This is a genomic window from Paenibacillus hodogayensis (genome assembly GCF_039536325.1).
GTDB lineage: Bacteria > Bacillota > Bacilli > Paenibacillales > NBRC-103111 > Paenibacillus_AB > Paenibacillus_AB hodogayensis.
In genome coordinates this window covers 202,017-221,751 of sequence record NZ_BAAAYO010000014.1, presented here as the reverse complement: position 1 = coordinate 221,751, position 19,735 = coordinate 202,017, and the positions used below count along the sequence as shown (strand labels likewise).

Genomic DNA, 19,735 nt, shown 5'->3' with positions numbered 1-19,735 from the left:
AAACGGAAATGAGCCGTATCGAACTGAATTATGACGGAATGCGTTCTTGTCGTCAACTGGGTTGGGCACTTGAAGAGTTAACATGCGGGGACTGGAAGTTTACAATAACCTATGTTATTATTAACATATGTTACGAAAGGAGGAGTTCCAATTTCCATCAATCACGCCATTCTGGGCATACTGAGTGAACGTTCGGTAACCGGATATGATCTCAAGAAGATGATGCAGAATTCATCGTACATGCCTTGGTCGGGCAATAACAATCAGATCTACAAATCATTGACCGAGCTTCTCAATCATGGCTATTTGACCCATGAGGTCCAGCACCGGGAAAGCTCGCCGTCCATTAAAGTGTATACGATCACGGAAGCCGGGTTGGCCGAGCTGAAAAACTGGCTGCTTGCCGCGGCCGAGCCGCCGGAATTCAAAAAAATGTTTCTCGTGCGGCTTGCCGGCGCCGGATCCTTGGATGCCGCGGAGCTCCAGATCATGCTGGACCGTTACGAGCAGGAAGTCCGTCTGCAATTGGCTTACCATGAGGAGAAAAAGCGGCGAGACGCCGCAGCGGCAGGAGTAACGCCCCGGGCGGCCTGTATCCGGGACATGATCGGGGACAATGTCGCGAGTTTTTACAAAGCGGAAGTCGAGTGGATTCAACGATTGCGCCAAGCTTTATCCCTAATAGAAGAAAATGAGGAGGAACACCCATGAATTACACCATTATCGATAGAAACGGCAAAACATATGTAGCGGCCGATTCCACGAGTCCGCTCGCCACGGAGCAGGATGCGCTGGACCTGGTCGGCGCCTGCATGGGGCATGACGCGCTGCGGCTGCTTCTGGGGGAGGGAACGTTATCGGACGATTTTTTCAAGCTGAGAACCGGGCTGGCCGGAAGCGTCCTGCAAAAATTCGTGAATTACCGCATTCGCGCGGCCGCCGTCATACCGGATGGTCAGCTTATTCAGGGAAGGGCCAAAGAGATGATTGCGGAAATGAAGCACGGGAACGACTTCCAAGTGTTCGCCACCGTAGAGGAAGCCGAGCAATGGCTGCTCGGCTTCTGAGCGGTCGGTCGGGGGGCTTCTCGTCCCGACCGGTTATTTGGAGGTTGGCTGTGCGGCGCTCAGCAGCACTCCGACGATGACGACCAAGCCGCCCGCCGCTTGCAGCCAGGACACGGTTTCCCGCAAAAACAAAATGGAAAACAAAACGCCGAAAATCGGTACCAGATTCATCAACGAAACAGACACGCTGGCCGACAATTTTCTCAGACCGAAGTTGTAAAGCATGAAAGCAACGACGGAGCAAATCACGCCCAAGTACAGGAGTAGACTCCAAGTAGCCAGCGTCGGAGGCTGCCAGGCGTTTCTTTCGATCCAGACGAACGGAAGAAAAAGCAAGGTTCCGGCAGCTGTCTGATAAAAAGATAGCGTGATGGCGGGATACTGGTTAACGATTTTGCGTGTAGTAAAATTATAAAAAGCCCATACAAAACCGGTCCCGATCAGGATCACATTCCCGACGATATGCGACCCTCCTTCTTCCGCGCCTCCCGTTTGGGACAAGACGTATACTCCGATCATCGCGAGGGCGATACCGAGCATTTTGCTTGCGGACAGCTTTGTCCGGTACAGGAGCCACTCCAGCAGTGCCGTTACGGCCGGATAGGAAGCAACGATCAGGGCGGCGTTGGAGGCGCTGGTCAGGCTGACGCCGATATTTTCCATCATAAAATATAAAGTAATGCCCAGACTGCCACTCAGGGCCATTAGAGCCAAATGCTTTGGCGCTGGAAGCGTACGTTCTTTCAGGAGCAGCAGAAAAATGCCTAGAACGGCAGTGGCGATAACGAAGCGAGCTGCGCCCAGCGTAATCGGCGGGAAAGTAGCGTATGCCGCTTTCGTAGCGATAAAGGACGTGCTCCAGATGAGCAGGGCCGTAACGGTGGAAGCGTAATAAGTTCGGTTGAGCGGCGACGGTTTGCTCATAAAAATCCTCCTAAGCATATATCTTTAAATTAGTAGCTACAAAAGTAGCTACCTTAAAGAATATTGACTCTTCTTCTGTTTGTCAAGAAAATAGATAGTAAAGATTGGGATAAGGGGGAACCTCCGCATGAAACCGGAAGTCCTGACATTTTTGCAAGAGATGAGCTTTACGGAATACGAGGCCAAAGCCTATTTGACGCTGCTGGAAAAGTCCCCGCTTTCCGGCTACGCCGTATCGTTGAACTCCGGCGTGCCGCGATCCAAAATCTATGAGGTGCTGGGGGGAATGGTCAGCCGCGGCGATATCTTGGTCAGTCAGGAAAGTACTCCGCTATACGTGCCGTTGCCGCCGAATGAACTGATAGCCCAAAGAAAGCGTAAAGCGGAGCAAGTATTCGCGGATGCACAGCAAGCGTTGGAGCAATACACGATCACGTCGCAAAATCGCGAAAGTATATGGAACATTGCAGGCGGCGAAGCGATTATTAACCGCATTAGAGAAGGCGTGAAGGGCGCGAGACACCGTATTTTGCTGGAAATGTGGAAAGAGGACGCCGAGGAGTTACGCGAGGACCTAGAACGGGCGGCCAAGGCCGGCGTCCGGATCGTCATCGTGGCGTACGGGGAGCTTGATTTTGATTTTGCCGACGTATATCCGCACGACAGCAGCGCAGCCATCACTTCCGATTACGGGGGGCGCTGGGTCGTATTCAGCGCGGACGACCGGGAGGTCATTGCCGGCATCTTATCGCTCGGCGACGATAGCCGCGCAGCTTGGACGCTGCATCCCGGGCTTGTTATGCCGATTACGGAGGTTATTATCCATGACCTTTATCTGATGGAGATTATGCGCGAATTCCGGGAACCTTTGGAAGCAAAATTCGGCCCGGATCTAATCGATCTGCGCAACAAATTCTACATGGGACCGAACGGCAAAAAGTATTATTTGCCCGATCCGGGCTTGTAGATGCTCTTGGATTTGGCGGCGAAGGGCTTCAGCGAGCTACAGCCGATGCTGCTGCCGATAAAGCGAAGGACTGCTCCCCAACTGCTTGGTGAAGACGCGGCTCAGGTAGTAGCCGTTCTCGTATCCGCATTGGTGGGCAATCACATCCAAAGTCCAGTCTGTCTCTAGCAATAGAGCACAGGCTTTTTTCATTCTTAGCTCCGTTAAATAATGCAAAGGATTCGTCGCATAGGCGGCGTGGAACCGGCGGATCAGCTGCACGGGAGTCAGCCCGAACGCGCGGGCAACCTCCCGGATCTGAAGGGATTCCTGCGCATGGCGGCTCAAATAATCGGAAACTTGCCGCATCATCGGGTCGACAGCGGGGGAGGGGCGATCCGCGGACTGCGCGAGGACGCTCATCGCGATTAGCCAGAGATCGAGGAAATAATGCTGCTTCCGCTTGTCGAACGCCACACTGGGGCTGGAGAGAGCGGCTTCTTGCCGGAGCGCATGCGTATTTTCGAGAAATCGGCGGCTTTGGGGCAATTTGATTTTCGTTATGCCCTTTAGCGCTTGTAGCGCCTGCTCCTCGACTTCGGCGGGAAACCGGAACGTAATGGCATGAAAACTCAGAGCAGCCCGGATCGAACGGTGAAAGGCGGTGCGAGGCGGGCATACGATCAAATCCCCGACCTCTCCCGTGTCTTCCACGTCCCTGATCCGGTATGCGAAGCTCCCTTGCTCGATAGCGAACAGCACCCATGTCACGTACGTATCTTGCTCCAGCAAGAAGCGCTCCTTGCGTTCCCAATACATATGCGTCACGAGCTCCGGCAGCAGGTCCCGGTTCATGGCCGACCTCTCCTTTGGCGTTGAAATTTTGGATATGGTCAAGTTAATTATGTGAATTTTAAAGGGATGGGGTCTCGTTTACTATGTAATTAAAGATAGTCCTGCCAAGGAGAGGAGTCAAGCAACGATGGGGAAAAGTGAGCGAATCGTATGGGACACACAGCTGCTGGTGGCCGGAGGAGGGGTGACGGGAGTCGTCGCCGCCATTGCCGCGGCTCGCAACGGGGCGCAGGTCGTGCTGTGTCAGGACCGCCCTGTGCTGGGGGGCAACGCCTCCTCGGAAATCCGCATGAATATTTCGGGAGCGTCGGCCATCGGCAAGGAGCTGGAAACCGAGCGGAGAGAAAGCGGGATTTTGGAGGAGATCATGCTGGAATGCTCGGTGCGCAATCCTCAGCGCAGCGCAAGTATGCTGGATTTGATTCTCTATGAGAAATGCCGCGCGGAGCGGAACCTGACGCTGCTGCTGAATACGACAGTCGTGGGGGCGGCGATGGAGGGAGATACCATTCAAACGGTAACGGCGGTAAGGGAAAGCACGGAGGACGAATTTGAGATTCAGGCGGTCCTGTATGCGGACTGTACCGGGGACGGCCGGCTCGGGCACGAGGCGAAAGCCGCTTATACCACAGGCAGGGAAGGAGCCGACGAATACGGGGAATCGGGGGCGAACGCGAACCGCGATGCGTACCGGCTCGGGTCCTCGCTGCTGTTTACGTCCCGGGATATGGGGAAGCCGATGGCATTCACAGCGCCGGAATGGGCCCGGACGTTCAGCGAGGAGGACCTTCGATTTCGCAACCACAGCACTTGGGAGTACGGGTACTGGTGGGTCGAGTTCGGCGGGATACTCGATACGATCAAGGACAACGAACGGATTCGCGATGAATTGCTGGCGATCATGTTGGGCGTCTGGGATCATATCAAAAACAGCGGGCATCATCCCGAATCGGCGAATTGGGCCTTGGACTGGTTCGGCTTTCTTCCCGGCAAACGAGAGTCCAGACGGTTTCTTGGCCAGCACGTGCTGACGCAGAACGATCTGGAGCAGGCGGCGGATTTCGAGGATGCGATTGCCTACGGCGGCTGGTCCATGGACACCCATCCGCCCGAAGGGATCGACGCCAAGGGGGAGCAGCCCTGCCACCAGCCGTACACGCCTTACCTGTACAGCATCCCGTTGCGGTCGATGATTAGCCGGAACGTATCCAATCTGATGTTCGCCGGGCGCAACCTGTCTGCCACCCACATGGCGTTTTCCAGTACGCGGGTAATGGGGACGTGCGCAACGATGGGAGAGGGGCTGGGTACGTTTGCCGCCACGGCGCTCGCTCGCAAGCTGTCCCTTCGGCAGGCGTGGACCGATCCGGAGGTGGTGAAGGCCGCCCAGCAGCAATTGCTCCGGCAGGGAGCGTTTCTGCCCGGCTATCGGCTTACGCGCAACCTCGCAAGGAGCGCCCGCATCACGGCTTCGTCCGAGCAGGCGGCGGGCCGTGCGGCGTTCGCGGTCGATGGGCATACCCGTTCGGTTCACGGGGAGAAGGGAGTGCGTCCCGACTTGACCGATCCGGGCACCCACCGCTGGATGTCCGAGCCTGGCGACGCGGCCCCTTGGCTGGAGCTTCGCTGGGATACTCCCGTCGATCTGAAGCGGGTGACGCTGGTGCTGGACACCGGACTTCACCGTTGGCTCACCTTGTGTCACGTCGATTCGGTCCTTCGGCGCATGCAGTGGGGACAACCGCAGGAGGAGACGTTGAAGTCGTTCCGGTTGAGGGCCGAGCACGAAGGGGGCATCACGGAAATCGCCCACATTCGTGACCACTACCAGCGTATGCTTCATCTCGGTATCGACCTGAAAGGTGTAACGAGGCTGCGTCTCGAAGTGCTGGAAACGAACGGTTTGGATCATGCCCGGGTCGTCGAAATTGTCTGTGAGTAAGCGGGAAAAATGATGGAATTTGTACCGATTTTGTCCAAATTCGTGAATGATAAGGGGAGGAATACAAGCCGTTCTCACAGAAAGTAGATAGGGATCATGTTCGCTTATCTAATTTCGCGAGAGGGGTATGAACAGTTGAGCATTGCGGGTATAGGAGAGAGCGGCTTGCAAGGTGTTCAGGCTGTATTTATGGACCGTGACGGCACGATCGGGGGCGACGGGCATTTTATTCATCCCCGCGACTTTGAATTGTTTCCTTTTTCCTTGGAGGCGATCCGGCTGCTGAAGCAGAACGGCATTCCGGTATTTGCGCTGACCAACCAGCACCGGATTGCCCGCGGGGAAGCCGTGGAGCAGGAATTTGTCGATCAGTTCGCTTCGTATGGCTTCGACTCCTCCTATATTTGTCCGCATTCCTCTGGCGCAGGATGCGAGTGCCACAAGCCCCAGCCCGGACTGCTGCGGAAAGCTGCGCAGGAGCATGGACTGGATCTGACCCGCTGCGCGGTGATCGGGGACGTTGGCTCGACGGATATGCTGGCCGCCCATGCGGTAGGGGCCGTGAAAATATTGGTGCTGACCGGCTGGGGCAGCGATTCGCTGCACGTTTACCGGGACAAATGGGCCGACGCCGAGCCCGACTTCGTTGCGGCCAACGTGCTGGAGGCGGCACAATGGCTGCTGGGGCAAGTAGACAAGGATGTGCCGTAGCGGTGAATCATCGAATAAGGATATGGATGCTCGTTCTGGCTGTCGCTTGGTCGGCTGCGGTCTTCGCTCCGATCGCTGAGAAGGCCGGAGCGGCCGGGACGTCCGTACGGGTGTCGGTTACGAACGATCCGGTCCGCATGAACGGTCAGCTTACGGACCAGATTCGCGCGAAGTATCCGCTCATCACGTACAAGGGCATCACGTACTTGCCGCTGGCGTGGGACAATGCGGAAGCGCTCGGCATTCGTCTCGAGTGGGACGAACAAGCGGGATTGCGAATAACCGCAGTCCCGGAATGGGAAGCCGCTTTGGTCCCCCGACTTCCCAAGAAGCCTTTCTCGCAGGAGCTGTCCGCTAAGCGCTCGCTGCCCGCAAGCTACACGGCAATTCCGGCGGCGTACCCGATTTCCGTCGCGGGGACGGCGATCGAGAACGGTAGGGAGGAGTATCCGTTTCTGGAGCTGCAAGGGATTACGTATATGCCGCTGACGTGGCATTTCGTTCATGACCTGCTGCATTTGACGATGTATTGGGACAAGGTCAACGGCTTGAACGTCATCGGCGGGCAGCAGATGGTGCTCCAGCTTATCGTATTCGATGACGCCGATCATCTGTATGTGCTCGCCCCCAGGCCCGTGGACCAGAACCGCATCCTCCGAGTGAGGAAGACGCTTGACGCCAAGCCGGTCCCGTTGAGCCAGGAGGAGACTCAAACACTGCTTGAGCGGATGGAGCGGCAGCGGCTGGACGATCCTTACCGCGGAGTCGCGGAGGAGCCGGATATTCGCGAAGACGGCATCTACTACAAAGGGCTGCGCTTGCTGGAGAAAGCCGACATGGACGTTCCGTCGAACGCAGGGAAGGTCGAATACGAGGAAAAGGTATTTGCCTTGGACGGCTCTCGCTCGCTCGTCGCGATCGAGAAACGGAACTTCTACACGACGGCGATCATGCTGAGAGGCTATCTTTATTTGGTTGCCGACGGCAAAGCGACGCCGCTGACCGATTTTCCGCAGGTGCCGGCGAAGGTGATTCCGAACGCGGACGGCAGCTATTGGCTCGCCACATACGGACAATCCTTTCACGGGCACATGATGATGGATTCGTTCCGGCTTGGGCATCTGGCTGCGGACAACAGCTTTCGCGTCATGAATGCAGAGTGGAACCAATTGGTCGTTCAAGTTTTGGACTTGGGAGCGCCGACTTTTGAGGCGGCATTCTTGGGGAGAGGCGATCCCGGCGTGCATATGCCCCTGACTTCCGACGGCAAGCTCGTTGTCCGGTTGGGCGAATTTCCGCTTGACCGGGAGCGCGAGAGGGCCGAGCCGGGTCTGTACACGGTTGGCGCGGATGGGACCTTGACCCCGCTCGGCAATCCGGAGCACGACGCCGTCAAGGTGTATATCGGCAGCGACAAGCAGCTGTATACGCTTGGGACGAAGGTGAACGTGATCCGCAACCTCGATAGCGGGCAGGCGGCCATGTGGTATGACTACGAGCTGTCAGGGGCGGAATAACGGCCCGTGGAGCGGAATGGTACGCCAGAGCTGATGATGAAGCCGGCTATGCTTTAGGAAGCCCCAGCAAAATGTAACAAAACTGCAATCTGATTTTCATCCTGTGTTAACAAACAGCGCCTATAATAGAACTCGACCCCCTTTTTTCATATAAACTTTAAGACCCTCAGCCCGTTGCTGAGGGTCTCTTTCTGCTTGTTTGCCGTTCCGTGAGGCGATAGCTCAGTCGCCGTCCGCGCGGGGGAAGCGGTACAGGTCGACGCCGAAGCCGAAGTACAGCTCGCCCGCAGGGGTGACTGTCGCCGTCTTGACGGCCCCCGGCAGAGCGGCGACACCGACCGCAGCTCCGGTCCGGGTATTCAGATGAAACAGCTCCCGCTCGCCGAACACGGCCAGCGTCTCTGCACCGATCGCGACCATGCAGTGCGAGCGGGTGCCCAGGTCGATCGTCGGCTCGAACGCGCATAAGTCCGGATCGAAGACGAGAATCCCGGTGCCCGCGCTAATCCATACTTTGCCGCCGCCTGCGGCAAGTGCAGTCGGGACGACGCCTTCGTCCAAACGGACCCTATGCACCATAGTCCCCTCCGTCGAGAAGACGGCCAGGTGGCAGGGCTCCTGCCGCCCCTTCAACCCATTGCCCCCGGTATTCGTCGTGAAATACACGTACCGGTCGTCGGCGGCGATTTCGGCGATTTGCTGACCGGGCACCGGATCGTACCAAGAGTCGACGGCATCGTCCGCCGGCCGGATGCGCGACAGCCCTCCGCCGTAGACGCCGTATTGGGCCGACCATCCGGTCCAGATGGCGCCGTCCGGGCCGACGATGCTGCGCGAGAGCGGACGGATCAGCTCGGGACCGACGGATTGCAGCGTTCGCGGATTGACATTGTCCAACTGATTCCAAGGCCGCAGCGGATCGTAGACGATATGGTCGCCGCCCGCGTAAGCGGTCATATACAGCCGTCCTTCCGCGAACCGCATGCCGTACACTTCGCCGCCTGAGTCGCAGACGCCGGACGAGTTCCAGTAGTCGCCGCTTGCGGGATCGTACCGGAAGATCGTCTGGCCGAAGCCGCAGGCGCCCCAGATGCGACCCTCTTCGTCGGACACGACCGTATGAATCTGCGTCGCCGGCGCCTCCGCCGGAATAGGGCGCAGCTCCGGCTTTTGCCCGGGCGCGGCGATGACGTAATCCTGCCCGCGAACGCCGGCCCGCCCCCCGCCGCCGAGCGGGATGACGCCGACGCTGACGCGCTCGTTGAGCGCGAGCTTCGTTTGGGCAAGCGATTCGCGGAAGGAAGGAGGCTCCTCCATCGGCAGGAACGTCGCAGAATCGTAAAACGTATACGTATCGTCAAGCGCGACGCAAATGAACCGGTCATGGGCTTCGTGCAGCGATGCGAAGCCTTGCGGGCTGGCGAACGGCCGGAGCGTGCCGGCGGCGATGTCATAGGCGCTGACGAACGGCGTATCCAAGCCGCCGGCTATAATAATATGGCCCGGCACCGCGCCCACATTGCGGCTGTACATGTTTTTCGGATGATCCGACACTTTGCCGAGGTTTTCCAGCGTGTGGGCTTCGGGATCGTACCGCAGCAGCACGCAGCCGGGATACGTGCCGCCGTATACGTTGTTGTCGGAGCCGATGGTCCAATTCCAGACATACTGCTCGCTCTCGTCGCGCAGCGGCACGGCCCACGTACGCGTGCGCAGGTCCAGGCTATGCACATACGCATAGCCGGGGCACGTGCCGACGATCAGCTTCTCGTCGCGCCAATTCAGCAGCGCCCAAGCCCCGGCATCGCCGGGCAGGCCGATCGTTTCCCCTTCGCCGGTTTCCGTGTCGATCAAGATCAGATTGCCGACCGACCCCGCGGCGAAATTGGACAGCACCAGCTTTTCCCGTCCGTCCATCGGGTCCCGGACAACGGTTTTGCCCAAGATGCAGAAATTGCGGCACGGCCGCTCTACAGCTTCCGGCTGTTTCAACTGACGATCCGACATCCCATCCCCACCTTCCGTTCGCGCGCCTTCCGTTTGCGGCATCGCCGGTTCATCCTTTGACCGCGCCTACGAACTGGCCGTGAATAAAATATTTTTGCAGAAACGGATATACGCAAATGATCGGCAGCACGGTAATCATCAGCGCGGCCATCTTCAAATTCTCCGCATGGATCTGCTGGCCCGGGTTGGCGGCGACCTCCAGATCCTTGGCGGAATTGCTGAGCCCGGAAGACATAATTTCCCGCAGCTGGAACTGCAGCGTCCATTTGCTCTTGTCCTTGATATATAGCAGGACGCCGAACCACTCGTTCCAATGCGCCACCGCGCTGAAGATGACGAACGCCATCGTCATCGGCAGCACGAGCGGAAGCACGACCCGGAACAGCAGCGAGAATTCCCCGGCTCCGTCGATCTCCGCCGACTCCATAATTTCCTTCGGCAGCTGATCGATCATGTTCTTGTAAATAATGATGTAGAACGTGCTGACCATGCCGGGGAGAATAAGCGCCCAATACGTGTTGCCGAGCCCGAGTCCCTTCACCAGCAGGAAGGTGGGAATCAGCCCGCCGCTGAAATACATCGTGATCAAAATAAAGTTGAAGGCAATTTTCCTTCCGATAAACTGCTTGTGGGCCAAGGCATAAGCGGCGCACAGCGCGACGGTTACGCCAAGCACCGTATTGACCGCCGTCAGGAATACGGTGTTGAGGATGGAGTTGATAAACAAATAGTTGGCGACCAGCTTCTTGTAGGCCAGCAGATTAAAGTTGACCGGCCAGAGCCCGATCTTGCCGGACAGCACCGCACCGTAATCGCTCAGCGATATCGCGATGGCGTTGATGAACGGGATGATGATCGAGACGGAGAGCGCCGCGAACAGCGTATAGTTAAAGATGTTAAATACAATGCGGGACGGGGAGCGATAGTTCAGCATGCCGCGGTTCCCTCCTTAATAGAGCCCCAGGCCGGATATTTTTTTGGAAAGCCGGTTGGAGCTGACCAACAGCGTATAGGCGAGTATGCTCTGGGTCAGTCCGATCGCCGTAGTCAGGCTGTACTGCGAAGACTCGATGCCCATCCGGTACACATAGGTGCTTACCACGTCGGATACGTTGTAGACGAGCGGATTTTGCATCAGGAACACCTGGTCGAAATTGACCGAGAACAGACTGGCGAGCCTGAGCAGGAACAGCAGCAAAATCATCGGCAGCATGTGGGGGAGCGTAATGTGGATCGTCTGCTTCCAGCGGCTCGCCCCGTCGATCCAAGCGGCTTCGTACAGGCTGCTGTCTATGCCGGAAATGACGGCAAAATACAGGATGGCCGACCAGCCTACGTTTTTCCAAATATCCGAGAAGACGAGAATGCCCCGGAACAGGCTGCTTTCGGTCATGAAAAAGATCGGGTCGACGCCGAACCAGCCGAGCAGATGGTTGACCAGCCCGGTTTGCGGAGACAGCAGCTCGTAGAACAGTCCGGACACGACAAGCCAGGACAGGAAGTGCGGCAAATACGAGATCGTCTGCACGACGCGCTTGACGTGCTTTTGATAAATCTCGTTGCACAGCAGCGCAAACAAGATCGGAGCGGAAAACCCGAAGAGCAGGTTATAGAAGTTGATCAGAATCGTATTGCGGATAACCTGCCAAAACTTCGGGTCGGTCAAAAAGTAGTGGAAATGCTTGAATCCGACCCAGTCGCTGTGAAGAATGCCTTTGTAGATCGAGAAGTCTTGAAACGAAATGATGATGCCGTACATCGGAATATAGTGAAAAATAAACAGACAGATGGCCGTCGGCGCAAACAACGCGTATAACGCAAGCAGCGTCTTGGCTCGGACCTTGCGCTTCTTCAGCTTCTTCGTATGCTGCACCGGCGATGTGGAGACGGCCGCAGTTTCGCTCATATTCCGACACCTCCTCCTGACTGCGGGATTCGCGAAGCGGGACCGGGAATCGTTCGCCGGGTCGGCTTACCAGCCCGCTTGCTTCACGCCGAGCTTGATCAAATAATCTTTGTTGGCGTCCAAATACGCCTGCATCGGACCGTATACGAGGGTGCGGTACTGCTTTTCCCAATCTTTGCGGGCTTGATCGAACTGGTCCATCGTAATTTTGCCCATGATCGCTTCGGTCGTGAATTTATTGAGCGCCTGCTTCATCTCGGACGTCTTCTTCGCCGCATCGTCCGGCGCCGCATACCCGATCAGGCTGTTCAAGCCGTTCGCTTCCGCATCCGTCTGGCGCTGCTTCATGCTGTCCTTGGCCAATTTGAAGTAGTCCGCGCCGGCCTTCTGCTCATACAGCGCCTGCTGCGCATCCTGACCGTCCGTATAGCCGAACAGCAGGGCGTATACCCGGCTCCAGGTACGATTCGGGTCCCCGAGCTTGTCGGCGATCGGCACGCGTTTGCCGGCCTGCACCGTATAAGTGTCGCCTTCCTTGCCCCAGAAGACCGCTTCGCGCAGCTCGTCGGAGGCGAACGCCTCGATGACCTGGAACGCCCGATCCGGGTTTTTGCTTTGCGAGGACACGTACATGCCGTGACCGGAGATCGGCGTCCCCAGGAAGCCTTTGGCATATCGCGGATCGGATACGACGGAAGGATACGTTTTCAGGTCCGGGGCAAAGGCGAATCTCGCCTCCGGCGCCATTGTCGCGGTTCCGACCTGACCGGATACGGGAACGATGCCCGGCAGCAGCTGGTCGGCGCTGTTCCATTGGAAGAGCACGTTTTTGGAATTCCATTTCGGAAACCATTTGTCGTTCGTATTGGTCGCGAACTCCTGATCGAAGATGCCTTCGGCATACAGCTGACGATACACGTCCACCGCCGCCTTGTATTCGGGCAGCAGCACGTTCGGTACGATCTTGCCGCTCTGGATGCGGAAGCCGTAAGGATCGGCTCCGAATAGATTGAAGAATACCGCGCCGCCGTAGCCGAACAGCGTGTCGCCGATGACCCGGTTGGACATCGGGATGGAGTCGGGGACCGCCTTCTTGATTTTCCGCAGCAGCTCGATCCATTCGTCGATCGTTTCCGGCCATTTGCCGTCGTTGTACTTTTGCACCAGATCGTAGCGGGCGAAGACGCCCTGTCCCTGCGGTCCTTTGTCATAGGCCATCGGGATGCGCCAATATTTGCCGCTGACCGTATCCTTGGCGAGCTCCATCATTTGCGGAGTAACGACCTTTTGCAGCAGAGGAGATTTATCATAGTAGGGCTTCAAGTCGATGAAGGCGCCGTCCCGGGCCGCCTTGTAGGCTGCGATCGGATCGTAGCCCTGCACGATATCAGGCAAGCTGCCCGAGGCGAGCAGCAGGTTAAATTTCGTCGGGAAATCGGTGTAGGGGGGAATCTCCACCTCTAGGTCGACATTCGCTTTGTCTTTGACAATATTGATCCACGGGTTGTTGTTCAAATCCGTACCGTCGGGAATCGTAATGCCCGCATTCGTATGGAACAGGCTCAGCTTGACGCGCGCCCCTTTTTTATCGCCGGACGGAGTACCCGGATCTTTCGACTCTTTGCTGCCGGACGAGCAGGCCGTTGCGGCAACGGTTAATACCAACCCCATTGAAAGTGCTGTCGCTATTTTTTTGTTCATGCAGACAACCTCCGTTTCGTAGTCTAGGAATGGCCGATCCGCCCTAACATGCGCTTGCCTTGGTCTTTAATCCCCCTCCGAACACCTCCGATACTTGAACCGACGATTCCTTTGCACCGGTGTAAAGCCGTTTTTCTCATCTATTGTATACGTTTACATTTTGGCGCAATGGATAAATATTGATTTTGGATAGTCAAAAATCAACTTCGAACGAGAATGATTTTTTTTGTAACACAATGGAAATCTTAATTTGATACAGCGTTAACAAACCAAGCCTATAATAGAACTCGACCCCCTTTTTTTCATATAAACTTTGGCCCTCAGCCCGTAGCTGAGGGTTACTTTTTTTTGTATGCCGGCAGCGGCGGCCATGGCGGAGGCTGGGATAAGACCGCGCGGCTGGGTTATAATCAAGACATATGGCGGCATGTAAGTAGGGGAGCGACACCTGGCGCTTGCCGCGCACGGCGATATAAGGAAAGGCTGATGATCGTGAGGACAGAATGGAAATGGGCCGGACTGGAGCTGGAGGGCGGCTCGTGGCTGCTTGTGTCTACCGAGCGCGGGCTGTGCCGGATCGTCTTCCCGCATGAAGGATTGGAGCATTGGCGCGGGTGGATCAACCGGATCGCACCGGGTACGGAGATGCGGGAAGATGCGCCAGCGCTGGAGCGGACAGGGGCGGTGGACTGGCTGCGCGGTTATTTTGCGGGAGAGCGCGAGTCTTTCGGGCATATTCCGCTGGATTTGATCGGCACGCCGTTTCAACAGCAAGTATGGACGGCTCTCGGCAAAGTGCCGTACGGGGAAATCCGCACCTACGGCGATATCGCCGCCGAGATCGGCAAGCCGCAAGCGGTCCGGGCGGTGGGCGCCGCCAACGGGGCCAATCCGATCCCGGTTATGCTGCCGTGCCACCGGATCGTCGGCGCCAACCGGAAGCTGACAGGCTTTCGCGGCGGGCTGGCAATGAAGCGCAAGCTGCTGGAGCTGGAGGGTGTGGAAGGCGTGGAGGATGGCGGCCATGCCCGGTTCCTGTTCTGAGCTTGCGTTCAGACGTGTAGAGGAGCTTGAGCGGGGAAACCCCATTTCGGTGCCGGTCCTAATCAGCCGCGTCGTCCGTTTTGTCCGGGACAGTGGGGTTGAAAGGAGCCGCGGTTCCTTTCTATGACTGAGAAAATACGAATAGATCGCCTTATGCCAATTTCTGAAGCGGCAAGAGGCGGTCTTTTTTTGCGAAAATACGCATTAAATACTTAAATATACTTATTACTTATGATAAAATACTTATGAAAGCGGGGGATGCGGTCATGTTGCAGGAAGAACGGCTGCTTTACATTCTGGATTACTTGAAATCGCACCGCGCGATGAGCGTTCCGGACATTTGCCGGCATCTGGGCGTTTCGCGCGATACGGCCCGGCGGGATATCGTCCGGCTGACGGAGGACGGTTCCGCCGTTCGCACGCACGGAGGCATCGCTTTGCCGAGGCTGAACAAGCCGTTCGCGTCTTACCGGGAGAGGAGCACGGAGCAATCCGAAGCCAAGCGCCGCATCGGGCGAGTGGCAGCGGGCATGATCCGCGACGACGAGACGGTTATTCTTGACGTAGCGACGACAGTTAAGGCGGTTGCCGAGCGGATCGAAGCCAAGGGCGTTACCGTCATCACGCACTCGATCGATAATGTCGGCGTTCTGATGGATAAACCGCATGTGCAGATTTACATGCTCGGCGGCTATCTCCATAAGGAGCATCATCTATTGTACGGCCCTTCGGTGCTGGAGAAGCTGTCCGAGCTCCGTGCAGACAAAGCGATTATCGGGGTTTCCGCCATCGTGTCCGACGGTCTGATGTATCCTTATGAGGAAGACGCGCGCGTGAAAAGGGAGATGGCCCGAAGGGCCGATCAGGTCATCGCGGTCGCAGACAGCTCGAAGCTCGCTGCCATGTCCGGCTTCCGGCTGGGGCTGGAATGGGTGGACGTACTGGTCACGGATAAGATCGTGCCCGGGGAGATGCAGGAAGCGCTGGACCGGCATGAAGTCGAAGTCGTCATCTGCGGGGACATCAGCGAAGAGGAGGGGGAAGCATGAGCGAACGAACGGTTATTACCGATGCTCGTATAGTCCTGCCGGATCAAGTGGTTCCGTCCGCTGTGGTGTGGATTCGCGACGGGGTAGTGGAACGGATCGAGCCCGGGAAGGGGCCCGTGCAGGAAGAGAACGTCCGGCATATCGACGGCCAAGGCATGCTGCTCATACCGGGCATGGTGGACGTGCATATTCACGGCGCGGAAGGCTACGACATGATGGATGGCACCGAGGAAAGCGTACAGGCGGTATCCCGGGCGTGCGCGGCGACGGGCTGCACATCGTTCCTGGCGACTTCCGTCAGCTCGTCGCTCGACGATCTGCTCGCGATGATCCGCAGCGTAAAGGGCGTGATCGGCCGGGAGGCCGGTGCCCGCATCGCGGGGTTGCATCTGGAGGGGCCGTATTTGAACCCGAAGCGGAAGGGGATGCAGCATGAGGCGCATTTGCGGCACCCGGATATCGCGGAGATGGAGCGCATTCTTCAGGAAGCCGGGCCGCTCGTCAAAATGGTGACGCTGGCTCCCGAGCTGCCGAACGGCATGGAGCTGCTCGCTTATTTGGTAGAGAAGGGGATTATTGTGGCGCTTGCGCATTCCGACGCTACGTACGAGGAGGCCAGCCGGGCGTTCCAAGCCGGGGCCAGTCACGTTACGCATTGCTTCAACGGGATGCCGCCGATCCATCACCGCGCCCCCGGCCTAATCGCCGCCGCGTTCGAGGAGCCGCATGTCAGCTTGCAGGCGATCGTCGACGGCGTGCACCTGCATCCGGCCATCGTGCGGCTGATGCACCGGATCAAAGGACCGCGCGGGATGGTGCTCATTACCGACGCGCTGCAGGCGATGGGGCTCGGAGACGGCGACTACCGGTTTGGCGGCCATGACGTCACGGTCCAGGACGGGATTGCCCGTCTGGCGGACGGCACGCTCGCCTCCAGTACGGTCACGATGAACGAGGCTCTACGTCTGACGACGGAGCTGGGCATCTCGCTAGCGGACGCGGTGACGATGGCGGCCACTACTCCGGCTTCGCTGCTCGGTCTTCCGGCCGGACGTCTGGAGCCGGGCTGCGCCGCCGATCTGACGCTATTGAATGACCGCTTCGAGGTGCAGTGGACGATGGTCGGCGGGGAGATACGTTATGCGGCGGTGGGGTCCTCCAGATAGAGAGGTAGAGCTTTCTCCATAAATCTGACCAGTCAACATTTGTTCCAAAACGAAGGGCTGCGACATGCAGCTCCTTCTTTCATTTCAGAAAGTTTTTGATGGGCGAATTTTACTTGATTTCGTTAATTTCGCCGTTCCGTTTTTTCCCAACGGTAATTCAGGATGAAATTTTGGGCATCGAAGGTGGAAATCGACAAGAACCCAATTGTTTGAAAATAGTGTTTAGTCCACGCCTAATACAAAGAAATAACGTACACTGAACCATCTAATATAGGGAGGTGTCGTTATTGGGTTGTATGAAAAAAAAGAAACGGTGTATGAAGAAAACCGTAATTAGTTGCCCTTTGACTGGAAAAAGAAAGAAGCGTCGCCAGCAAGCCATAAAAAAAATTGTGCAGGTCTCATGTCCTCCACCTGAAGTGAACGTTACAACTCCGACGGTTGTTGGCCCTCCCGGACCTACAGGACCCCAAGGACCAGCGGGACCTGCTGGCGGTCCTACGGGACCCCAAGGACCCCAAGGACCTGCAGGACCCGAAGGACTTCAAGGACCTCAAGGACCTCAAGGACCTGCAGGACCCCAAGGACTTAAAGGACTTCAAGGACCCGAAGGACCCCAAGGACATCAAGGACAACAAGGACCTACCGGGATGCGAGGGCCACGAGGAGTACCCGGACCTGTTGGAGCGATGGGAGAAACGGGAGCGACGGGAACGGGAACAACCGGAGCAACCGGAGGAACGGGAGTGACGGGAACAGCTGGAGCAAGGGGAGCAACAGGAGGAACGGGAGCAACCGGAGGAACGGGAGTGACGGGAACAGCTGGAGCAAGGGGAGCAACGGGAGGAACGGGAGCAACCGGAGGAACGGGAGTGACGGGAACAGCTGGAGCAAGGGGAGCAACGGGAGGAACGGGAGCAACCGGAGCAACGGGAACGGGAACAACCGGAGCAACCGGAGGAACGGGAGCGACCGGAGGAACGGGAGCAGCCGGAGCAACGGGAGTGACGGGAACAGCTGGAGCAAGGGGAGCAACGGGAGGAACGGGAGCAACCGGAGGAACGGGAGTGACGGGAACAGCTGGAGCAAGGGGAGTAACGGGAGGAACGGGAGCAACCGGAGGAACGGGAGCAGCCGGATCAACGGGAGGAACGGGAGCAACAGGAGGAACAGGAACAGCCGGAGCAACGGGAGGAACGGGAGCGACAGGAACAGCTGGATCAACGGGAGCAACCGGGGCAACGGGAGGAACGGGAACAGCCGGAGCAACCGGATCAACGGGAGCAACCGGATCTGCAGGAGGAGTGTTAAGTTTTGCAGATTTTTATGCCTTGATGCCTCTTGATAATTCAGCAACAGTCGCTCCTGGTACCGACGTAAGTTTCCCGCAAAATGGACCTACTAGTGGGACGACTATTTCCCGTACAGGTCCCAGTACGTTTAACTTATCTGCAATTGGAACTTATCAGGTCTTGTTTCAGGTGAGTGTGACTGAAGCAGGTCAATTGATTTTAACTCTTAATAGCGCTGATCTGGCCTATACAGTGGTTGGACGTGCAACAGGCACTTCTCAGATCGTAGGAATAGCGCTTGTCCAAACAACCGTCATCAATTCATTGCTTACTGTACGAAATCCTGTTGGCAATTCTACGGCATTAACTATTACTCCTCTTGCTGGAGGAACAAGACCTGTTTCAGCACACCTTGCTATCACGCAATTCGCATAAAGGGGGGAAATAGAGACTGATAGCCGGAGCACGGAGGCTGCCCCAAAATCCATAATATGGGTTTAAGGGGCAGCATTCTTTTTAAAGACACTAAGCCGCAGCTGGCTTATATGCCGCATCTAACACGACTGCTGCCTGACCGTAATGCCGCGCGCCATCAATGGGAAGTAGAGCAGCAGAGCTATGAGCGGGATACTTGGAATCCGCCGGCTATCGGTCTCTGGATCAAGAGGCATCCTGAGCCGGAATTTGCTAAAATGACAGGGGAGAAGTGTGGCGAAATTTTTATGAAAGCAGCCAGATGTACAATTTTTGGCAGGGGCAGGCGAATGCAATGATAGATGTGGATGAATTAGCGGCGGTGTTGGCTAATGGTTCCCGCGATATAGAGGGAGTTTACCGGTTCGTCATTCAACCCAAAAGCGGATTGCGTGAATTCAGGACGGTAAAGCATGGATTTTTGATTACGATTGCCGGAGAGGCCAGAATACGTGCGAACGGCTCTGACTATTACATGCGGCCCGGATCCGTCTTTCATGCTGCGCCGGATATGCACTTGGAATGGCAGGCTACAGGGCTTTCCCCATTCAAATACGATTTATTATTTTATAGCCTGAACAAGTCGGGCGATGTCGGCGGCGAACATCTTTGCGACCGCCATTTCGTGCTGGAGCCGGGGGCGATTCCGGGCATGCTGGAATGGCTGGATATGCTGCATCAGAACAATCATGCTGCCGGGGGAATTGCAAAGCTTCGCGCCAAGCAAATTTTTTTAAGCATTATGCATCAGGTGCTGGCGGGCTGCCAACGCCAAGAAAGCGCCAGTCCATCTGCCAAAAAGGTGATAGAAGATGCCGTTGCCTACGTGAACGGGCATTACATGAACACGCTGACACTCAGCGAATTGGCAGAGCTACACGCAATGAGTCCGAAGCGCTTCTCGTATTATTTTCATAAGTACACCGGATTCCGGCCGATTGATTACGTGATTCATTATCGGATGGAAAAAGCGCGTGAACTGCTGAAGGCAGGCAAATTTCCCATTCGCGATGTTGCGGCAAGTGTCGGTTATGCCAATCCGCTCTACTTCAGCAGAGTATTCCAACAGAAATTCGGGATGTCTCCTTCCGCCTACAACAAAATTTATGTGAGTGAACCGCCCGTTTCATAGAC

18 protein-coding genes are annotated in these 19,735 nt (G+C 56.8%); 11 read left to right on the top strand and 7 right to left on the bottom strand.

Annotated elements, in window-relative coordinates; all coding sequences use genetic code 11:
* The first annotated feature begins 219 nt into the window (after positions 1-219).
* Entirely contained in the window at positions 220-711 is a 492-nt protein-coding gene (locus ABD796_RS29035) for a helix-turn-helix transcriptional regulator (protein ID WP_344914995.1), read from the top strand.
* A complete protein-coding gene (locus tag ABD796_RS29030; protein ID WP_344914993.1) occupies positions 708-1,067 on the top strand; it encodes a DUF4180 domain-containing protein in 360 nt (119 codons plus the stop codon). The genes ABD796_RS29035 and ABD796_RS29030 overlap by 4 nt, the downstream gene beginning before the upstream one ends.
* A 33-nt stretch (positions 1,068-1,100) precedes the next feature.
* Here the strand turns inward: ABD796_RS29030 and ABD796_RS29025 are convergent, their stop codons facing one another.
* Positions 1,101-1,991, bottom strand: coding sequence for a DMT family transporter (locus ABD796_RS29025; RefSeq protein WP_344914991.1), 891 nt, complete (start codon positions 1,989-1,991; stop codon positions 1,101-1,103).
* A gap of 127 nt (positions 1,992-2,118) precedes the next feature.
* Here ABD796_RS29025 and ABD796_RS29020 point away from each other — a divergent pair, with 127 nt between their 5' ends.
* The gene (locus ABD796_RS29020; RefSeq protein ID WP_344914989.1) at positions 2,119-2,958 is read left to right on the top strand and encodes a TrmB family transcriptional regulator; all 840 of its coding nucleotides are present in this window, start codon (positions 2,119-2,121) and stop codon (positions 2,956-2,958) included.
* A gap of 36 nt (positions 2,959-2,994) precedes the next feature.
* On the opposite strand, the gene ABD796_RS29015 is transcribed toward ABD796_RS29020, so the two are convergent.
* Positions 2,995-3,792, bottom strand: coding sequence for an AraC family transcriptional regulator (locus ABD796_RS29015; RefSeq protein ID WP_344914987.1), 798 nt, complete (start codon positions 3,790-3,792; stop codon positions 2,995-2,997).
* Between the two features lie 127 nt (positions 3,793-3,919).
* Here ABD796_RS29015 and ABD796_RS29010 point away from each other — a divergent pair, with 127 nt between their 5' ends.
* From ABD796_RS29010 to ABD796_RS29000, 3 genes are all read left to right on the top strand, one after another.
* Positions 3,920-5,734 carry an FAD-dependent oxidoreductase gene (locus ABD796_RS29010; RefSeq protein WP_344914985.1) on the top strand — a complete coding sequence of 605 codons (1,815 nt, stop codon included), beginning with the start codon at positions 3,920-3,922 and terminating at the stop codon, positions 5,732-5,734.
* Between the two features lie 165 nt (positions 5,735-5,899).
* A complete protein-coding gene (locus ABD796_RS29005; protein WP_344915385.1) occupies positions 5,900-6,445 on the top strand; it encodes an HAD-IIIA family hydrolase in 546 nt (181 codons plus the stop codon).
* Positions 6,446-6,447: 2 nt separating this feature from the next.
* On the top strand, positions 6,448-7,962 hold the full coding sequence (locus ABD796_RS29000; protein WP_344914983.1) for a hypothetical protein: 1,515 nt from the start codon (positions 6,448-6,450) through the stop codon (positions 7,960-7,962).
* A gap of 222 nt (positions 7,963-8,184) precedes the next feature.
* On the opposite strand, the gene ABD796_RS28995 is transcribed toward ABD796_RS29000, so the two are convergent.
* The 4 genes from ABD796_RS28995 to ABD796_RS28980 all read right to left on the bottom strand — a co-directional run bounded on the left by ABD796_RS28995 (position 8,185) and on the right by ABD796_RS28980 (position 13,576).
* Positions 8,185-9,969 carry an NHL repeat-containing protein gene (locus ABD796_RS28995; RefSeq protein WP_344914981.1) on the bottom strand — a complete coding sequence of 595 codons (1,785 nt, stop codon included), beginning with the start codon at positions 9,967-9,969 and terminating at the stop codon, positions 8,185-8,187.
* 49 nt (positions 9,970-10,018) lie between these two features.
* Positions 10,019-10,903 carry a carbohydrate ABC transporter permease gene (locus ABD796_RS28990; protein ID WP_344914979.1) on the bottom strand — a complete coding sequence of 295 codons (885 nt, stop codon included), beginning with the start codon at positions 10,901-10,903 and terminating at the stop codon, positions 10,019-10,021.
* A gap of 15 nt (positions 10,904-10,918) precedes the next feature.
* Positions 10,919-11,875 (bottom strand): ABC transporter permease, encoded by a 957-nt coding sequence (locus tag ABD796_RS28985; RefSeq protein WP_344914977.1) that lies wholly within the window; start codon positions 11,873-11,875, stop codon positions 10,919-10,921.
* A gap of 66 nt (positions 11,876-11,941) precedes the next feature.
* Entirely contained in the window at positions 11,942-13,576 is a 1,635-nt protein-coding gene (locus ABD796_RS28980) for a type 2 periplasmic-binding domain-containing protein (protein WP_344914975.1), read from the bottom strand.
* A gap of 486 nt (positions 13,577-14,062) precedes the next feature.
* Between ABD796_RS28980 and ABD796_RS28975 the strand changes: the two genes are divergently transcribed.
* The 3 genes from ABD796_RS28975 to nagA all read left to right on the top strand — a co-directional run bounded on the left by ABD796_RS28975 (position 14,063) and on the right by nagA (position 16,835).
* Positions 14,063-14,620, top strand: a complete 558-nt coding sequence (locus ABD796_RS28975) for a methylated-DNA--[protein]-cysteine S-methyltransferase (RefSeq protein WP_344914973.1) — start codon at positions 14,063-14,065, stop codon at positions 14,618-14,620.
* Positions 14,621-14,886: 266 nt separating this feature from the next.
* Positions 14,887-15,669 carry a DeoR/GlpR family DNA-binding transcription regulator gene (locus tag ABD796_RS28970; RefSeq protein ID WP_344914971.1) on the top strand — a complete coding sequence of 261 codons (783 nt, stop codon included), beginning with the start codon at positions 14,887-14,889 and terminating at the stop codon, positions 15,667-15,669.
* Entirely contained in the window at positions 15,666-16,835 is a 1,170-nt protein-coding gene (gene nagA / locus ABD796_RS28965; protein ID WP_344914969.1) for an N-acetylglucosamine-6-phosphate deacetylase, read from the top strand. Before ABD796_RS28970 ends, nagA begins: the two co-directional genes overlap by 4 nt.
* A gap of 642 nt (positions 16,836-17,477) precedes the next feature.
* On the opposite strand, the gene ABD796_RS28960 is transcribed toward nagA, so the two are convergent.
* On the bottom strand, positions 17,478-18,113 hold the full coding sequence (locus ABD796_RS28960) for a hypothetical protein (protein ID WP_344914967.1): 636 nt from the start codon (positions 18,111-18,113) through the stop codon (positions 17,478-17,480).
* Positions 18,114-18,139: 26 nt separating this feature from the next.
* On the opposite strand from ABD796_RS28960, the gene ABD796_RS28955 reads away from it, so the two are divergent.
* Complete coding sequence (locus ABD796_RS28955; protein ID WP_344914965.1) at positions 18,140-18,562, top strand: hypothetical protein; 423 nt, start codon at positions 18,140-18,142, stop codon at positions 18,560-18,562.
* 334 nt (positions 18,563-18,896) lie between these two features.
* Positions 18,897-19,733: a helix-turn-helix domain-containing protein gene (locus ABD796_RS28950; RefSeq protein WP_344914963.1), complete on the top strand. Its 837-nt coding sequence runs from the start codon at positions 18,897-18,899 to the stop codon at positions 19,731-19,733.
* The last annotated feature ends 2 nt before the right edge of the window (positions 19,734-19,735 follow it).

Excerpts from the sequence above, each read along its gene's own strand:
- nagA (WP_344914969.1), top strand. The coding sequence starts at position 15,666 with ATGAGCGAACGAACGGTTATTACCGATGCTCGTATAGTCCTGCCGGAT.
- ABD796_RS28975 (WP_344914973.1), top strand. The coding sequence starts at position 14,063 with ATGATCGTGAGGACAGAATGGAAATGGGCCGGACTGGAGCTGGAGGGC.
- ABD796_RS29020 (WP_344914989.1), top strand. The coding sequence starts at position 2,119 with ATGAAACCGGAAGTCCTGACATTTTTGCAAGAGATGAGCTTTACGGAA.
- ABD796_RS29035 (WP_344914995.1), top strand. The coding sequence starts at position 220 with ATGATGCAGAATTCATCGTACATGCCTTGGTCGGGCAATAACAATCAG.
- ABD796_RS29015 (WP_344914987.1), bottom strand. The coding sequence starts at position 3,792 with ATGAACCGGGACCTGCTGCCGGAGCTCGTGACGCATATGTATTGGGAA.
- ABD796_RS29010 (WP_344914985.1), top strand. The coding sequence starts at position 3,920 with ATGGGGAAAAGTGAGCGAATCGTATGGGACACACAGCTGCTGGTGGCC.
- ABD796_RS28950 (WP_344914963.1), top strand. The coding sequence starts at position 18,897 with ATGATAGATGTGGATGAATTAGCGGCGGTGTTGGCTAATGGTTCCCGC.
- ABD796_RS28985 (WP_344914977.1), bottom strand. The coding sequence starts at position 11,875 with ATGAGCGAAACTGCGGCCGTCTCCACATCGCCGGTGCAGCATACGAAG.
- ABD796_RS28990 (WP_344914979.1), bottom strand. The coding sequence starts at position 10,903 with ATGCTGAACTATCGCTCCCCGTCCCGCATTGTATTTAACATCTTTAAC.
- ABD796_RS28995 (WP_344914981.1), bottom strand. The coding sequence starts at position 9,969 with ATGTCGGATCGTCAGTTGAAACAGCCGGAAGCTGTAGAGCGGCCGTGC.
- ABD796_RS28980 (WP_344914975.1), bottom strand. The coding sequence starts at position 13,576 with ATGAACAAAAAAATAGCGACAGCACTTTCAATGGGGTTGGTATTAACC.
- ABD796_RS29030 (WP_344914993.1), top strand. The coding sequence starts at position 708 with ATGAATTACACCATTATCGATAGAAACGGCAAAACATATGTAGCGGCC.
- ABD796_RS28970 (WP_344914971.1), top strand. The coding sequence starts at position 14,887 with ATGTTGCAGGAAGAACGGCTGCTTTACATTCTGGATTACTTGAAATCG.
- ABD796_RS29025 (WP_344914991.1), bottom strand. The coding sequence starts at position 1,991 with ATGAGCAAACCGTCGCCGCTCAACCGAACTTATTACGCTTCCACCGTT.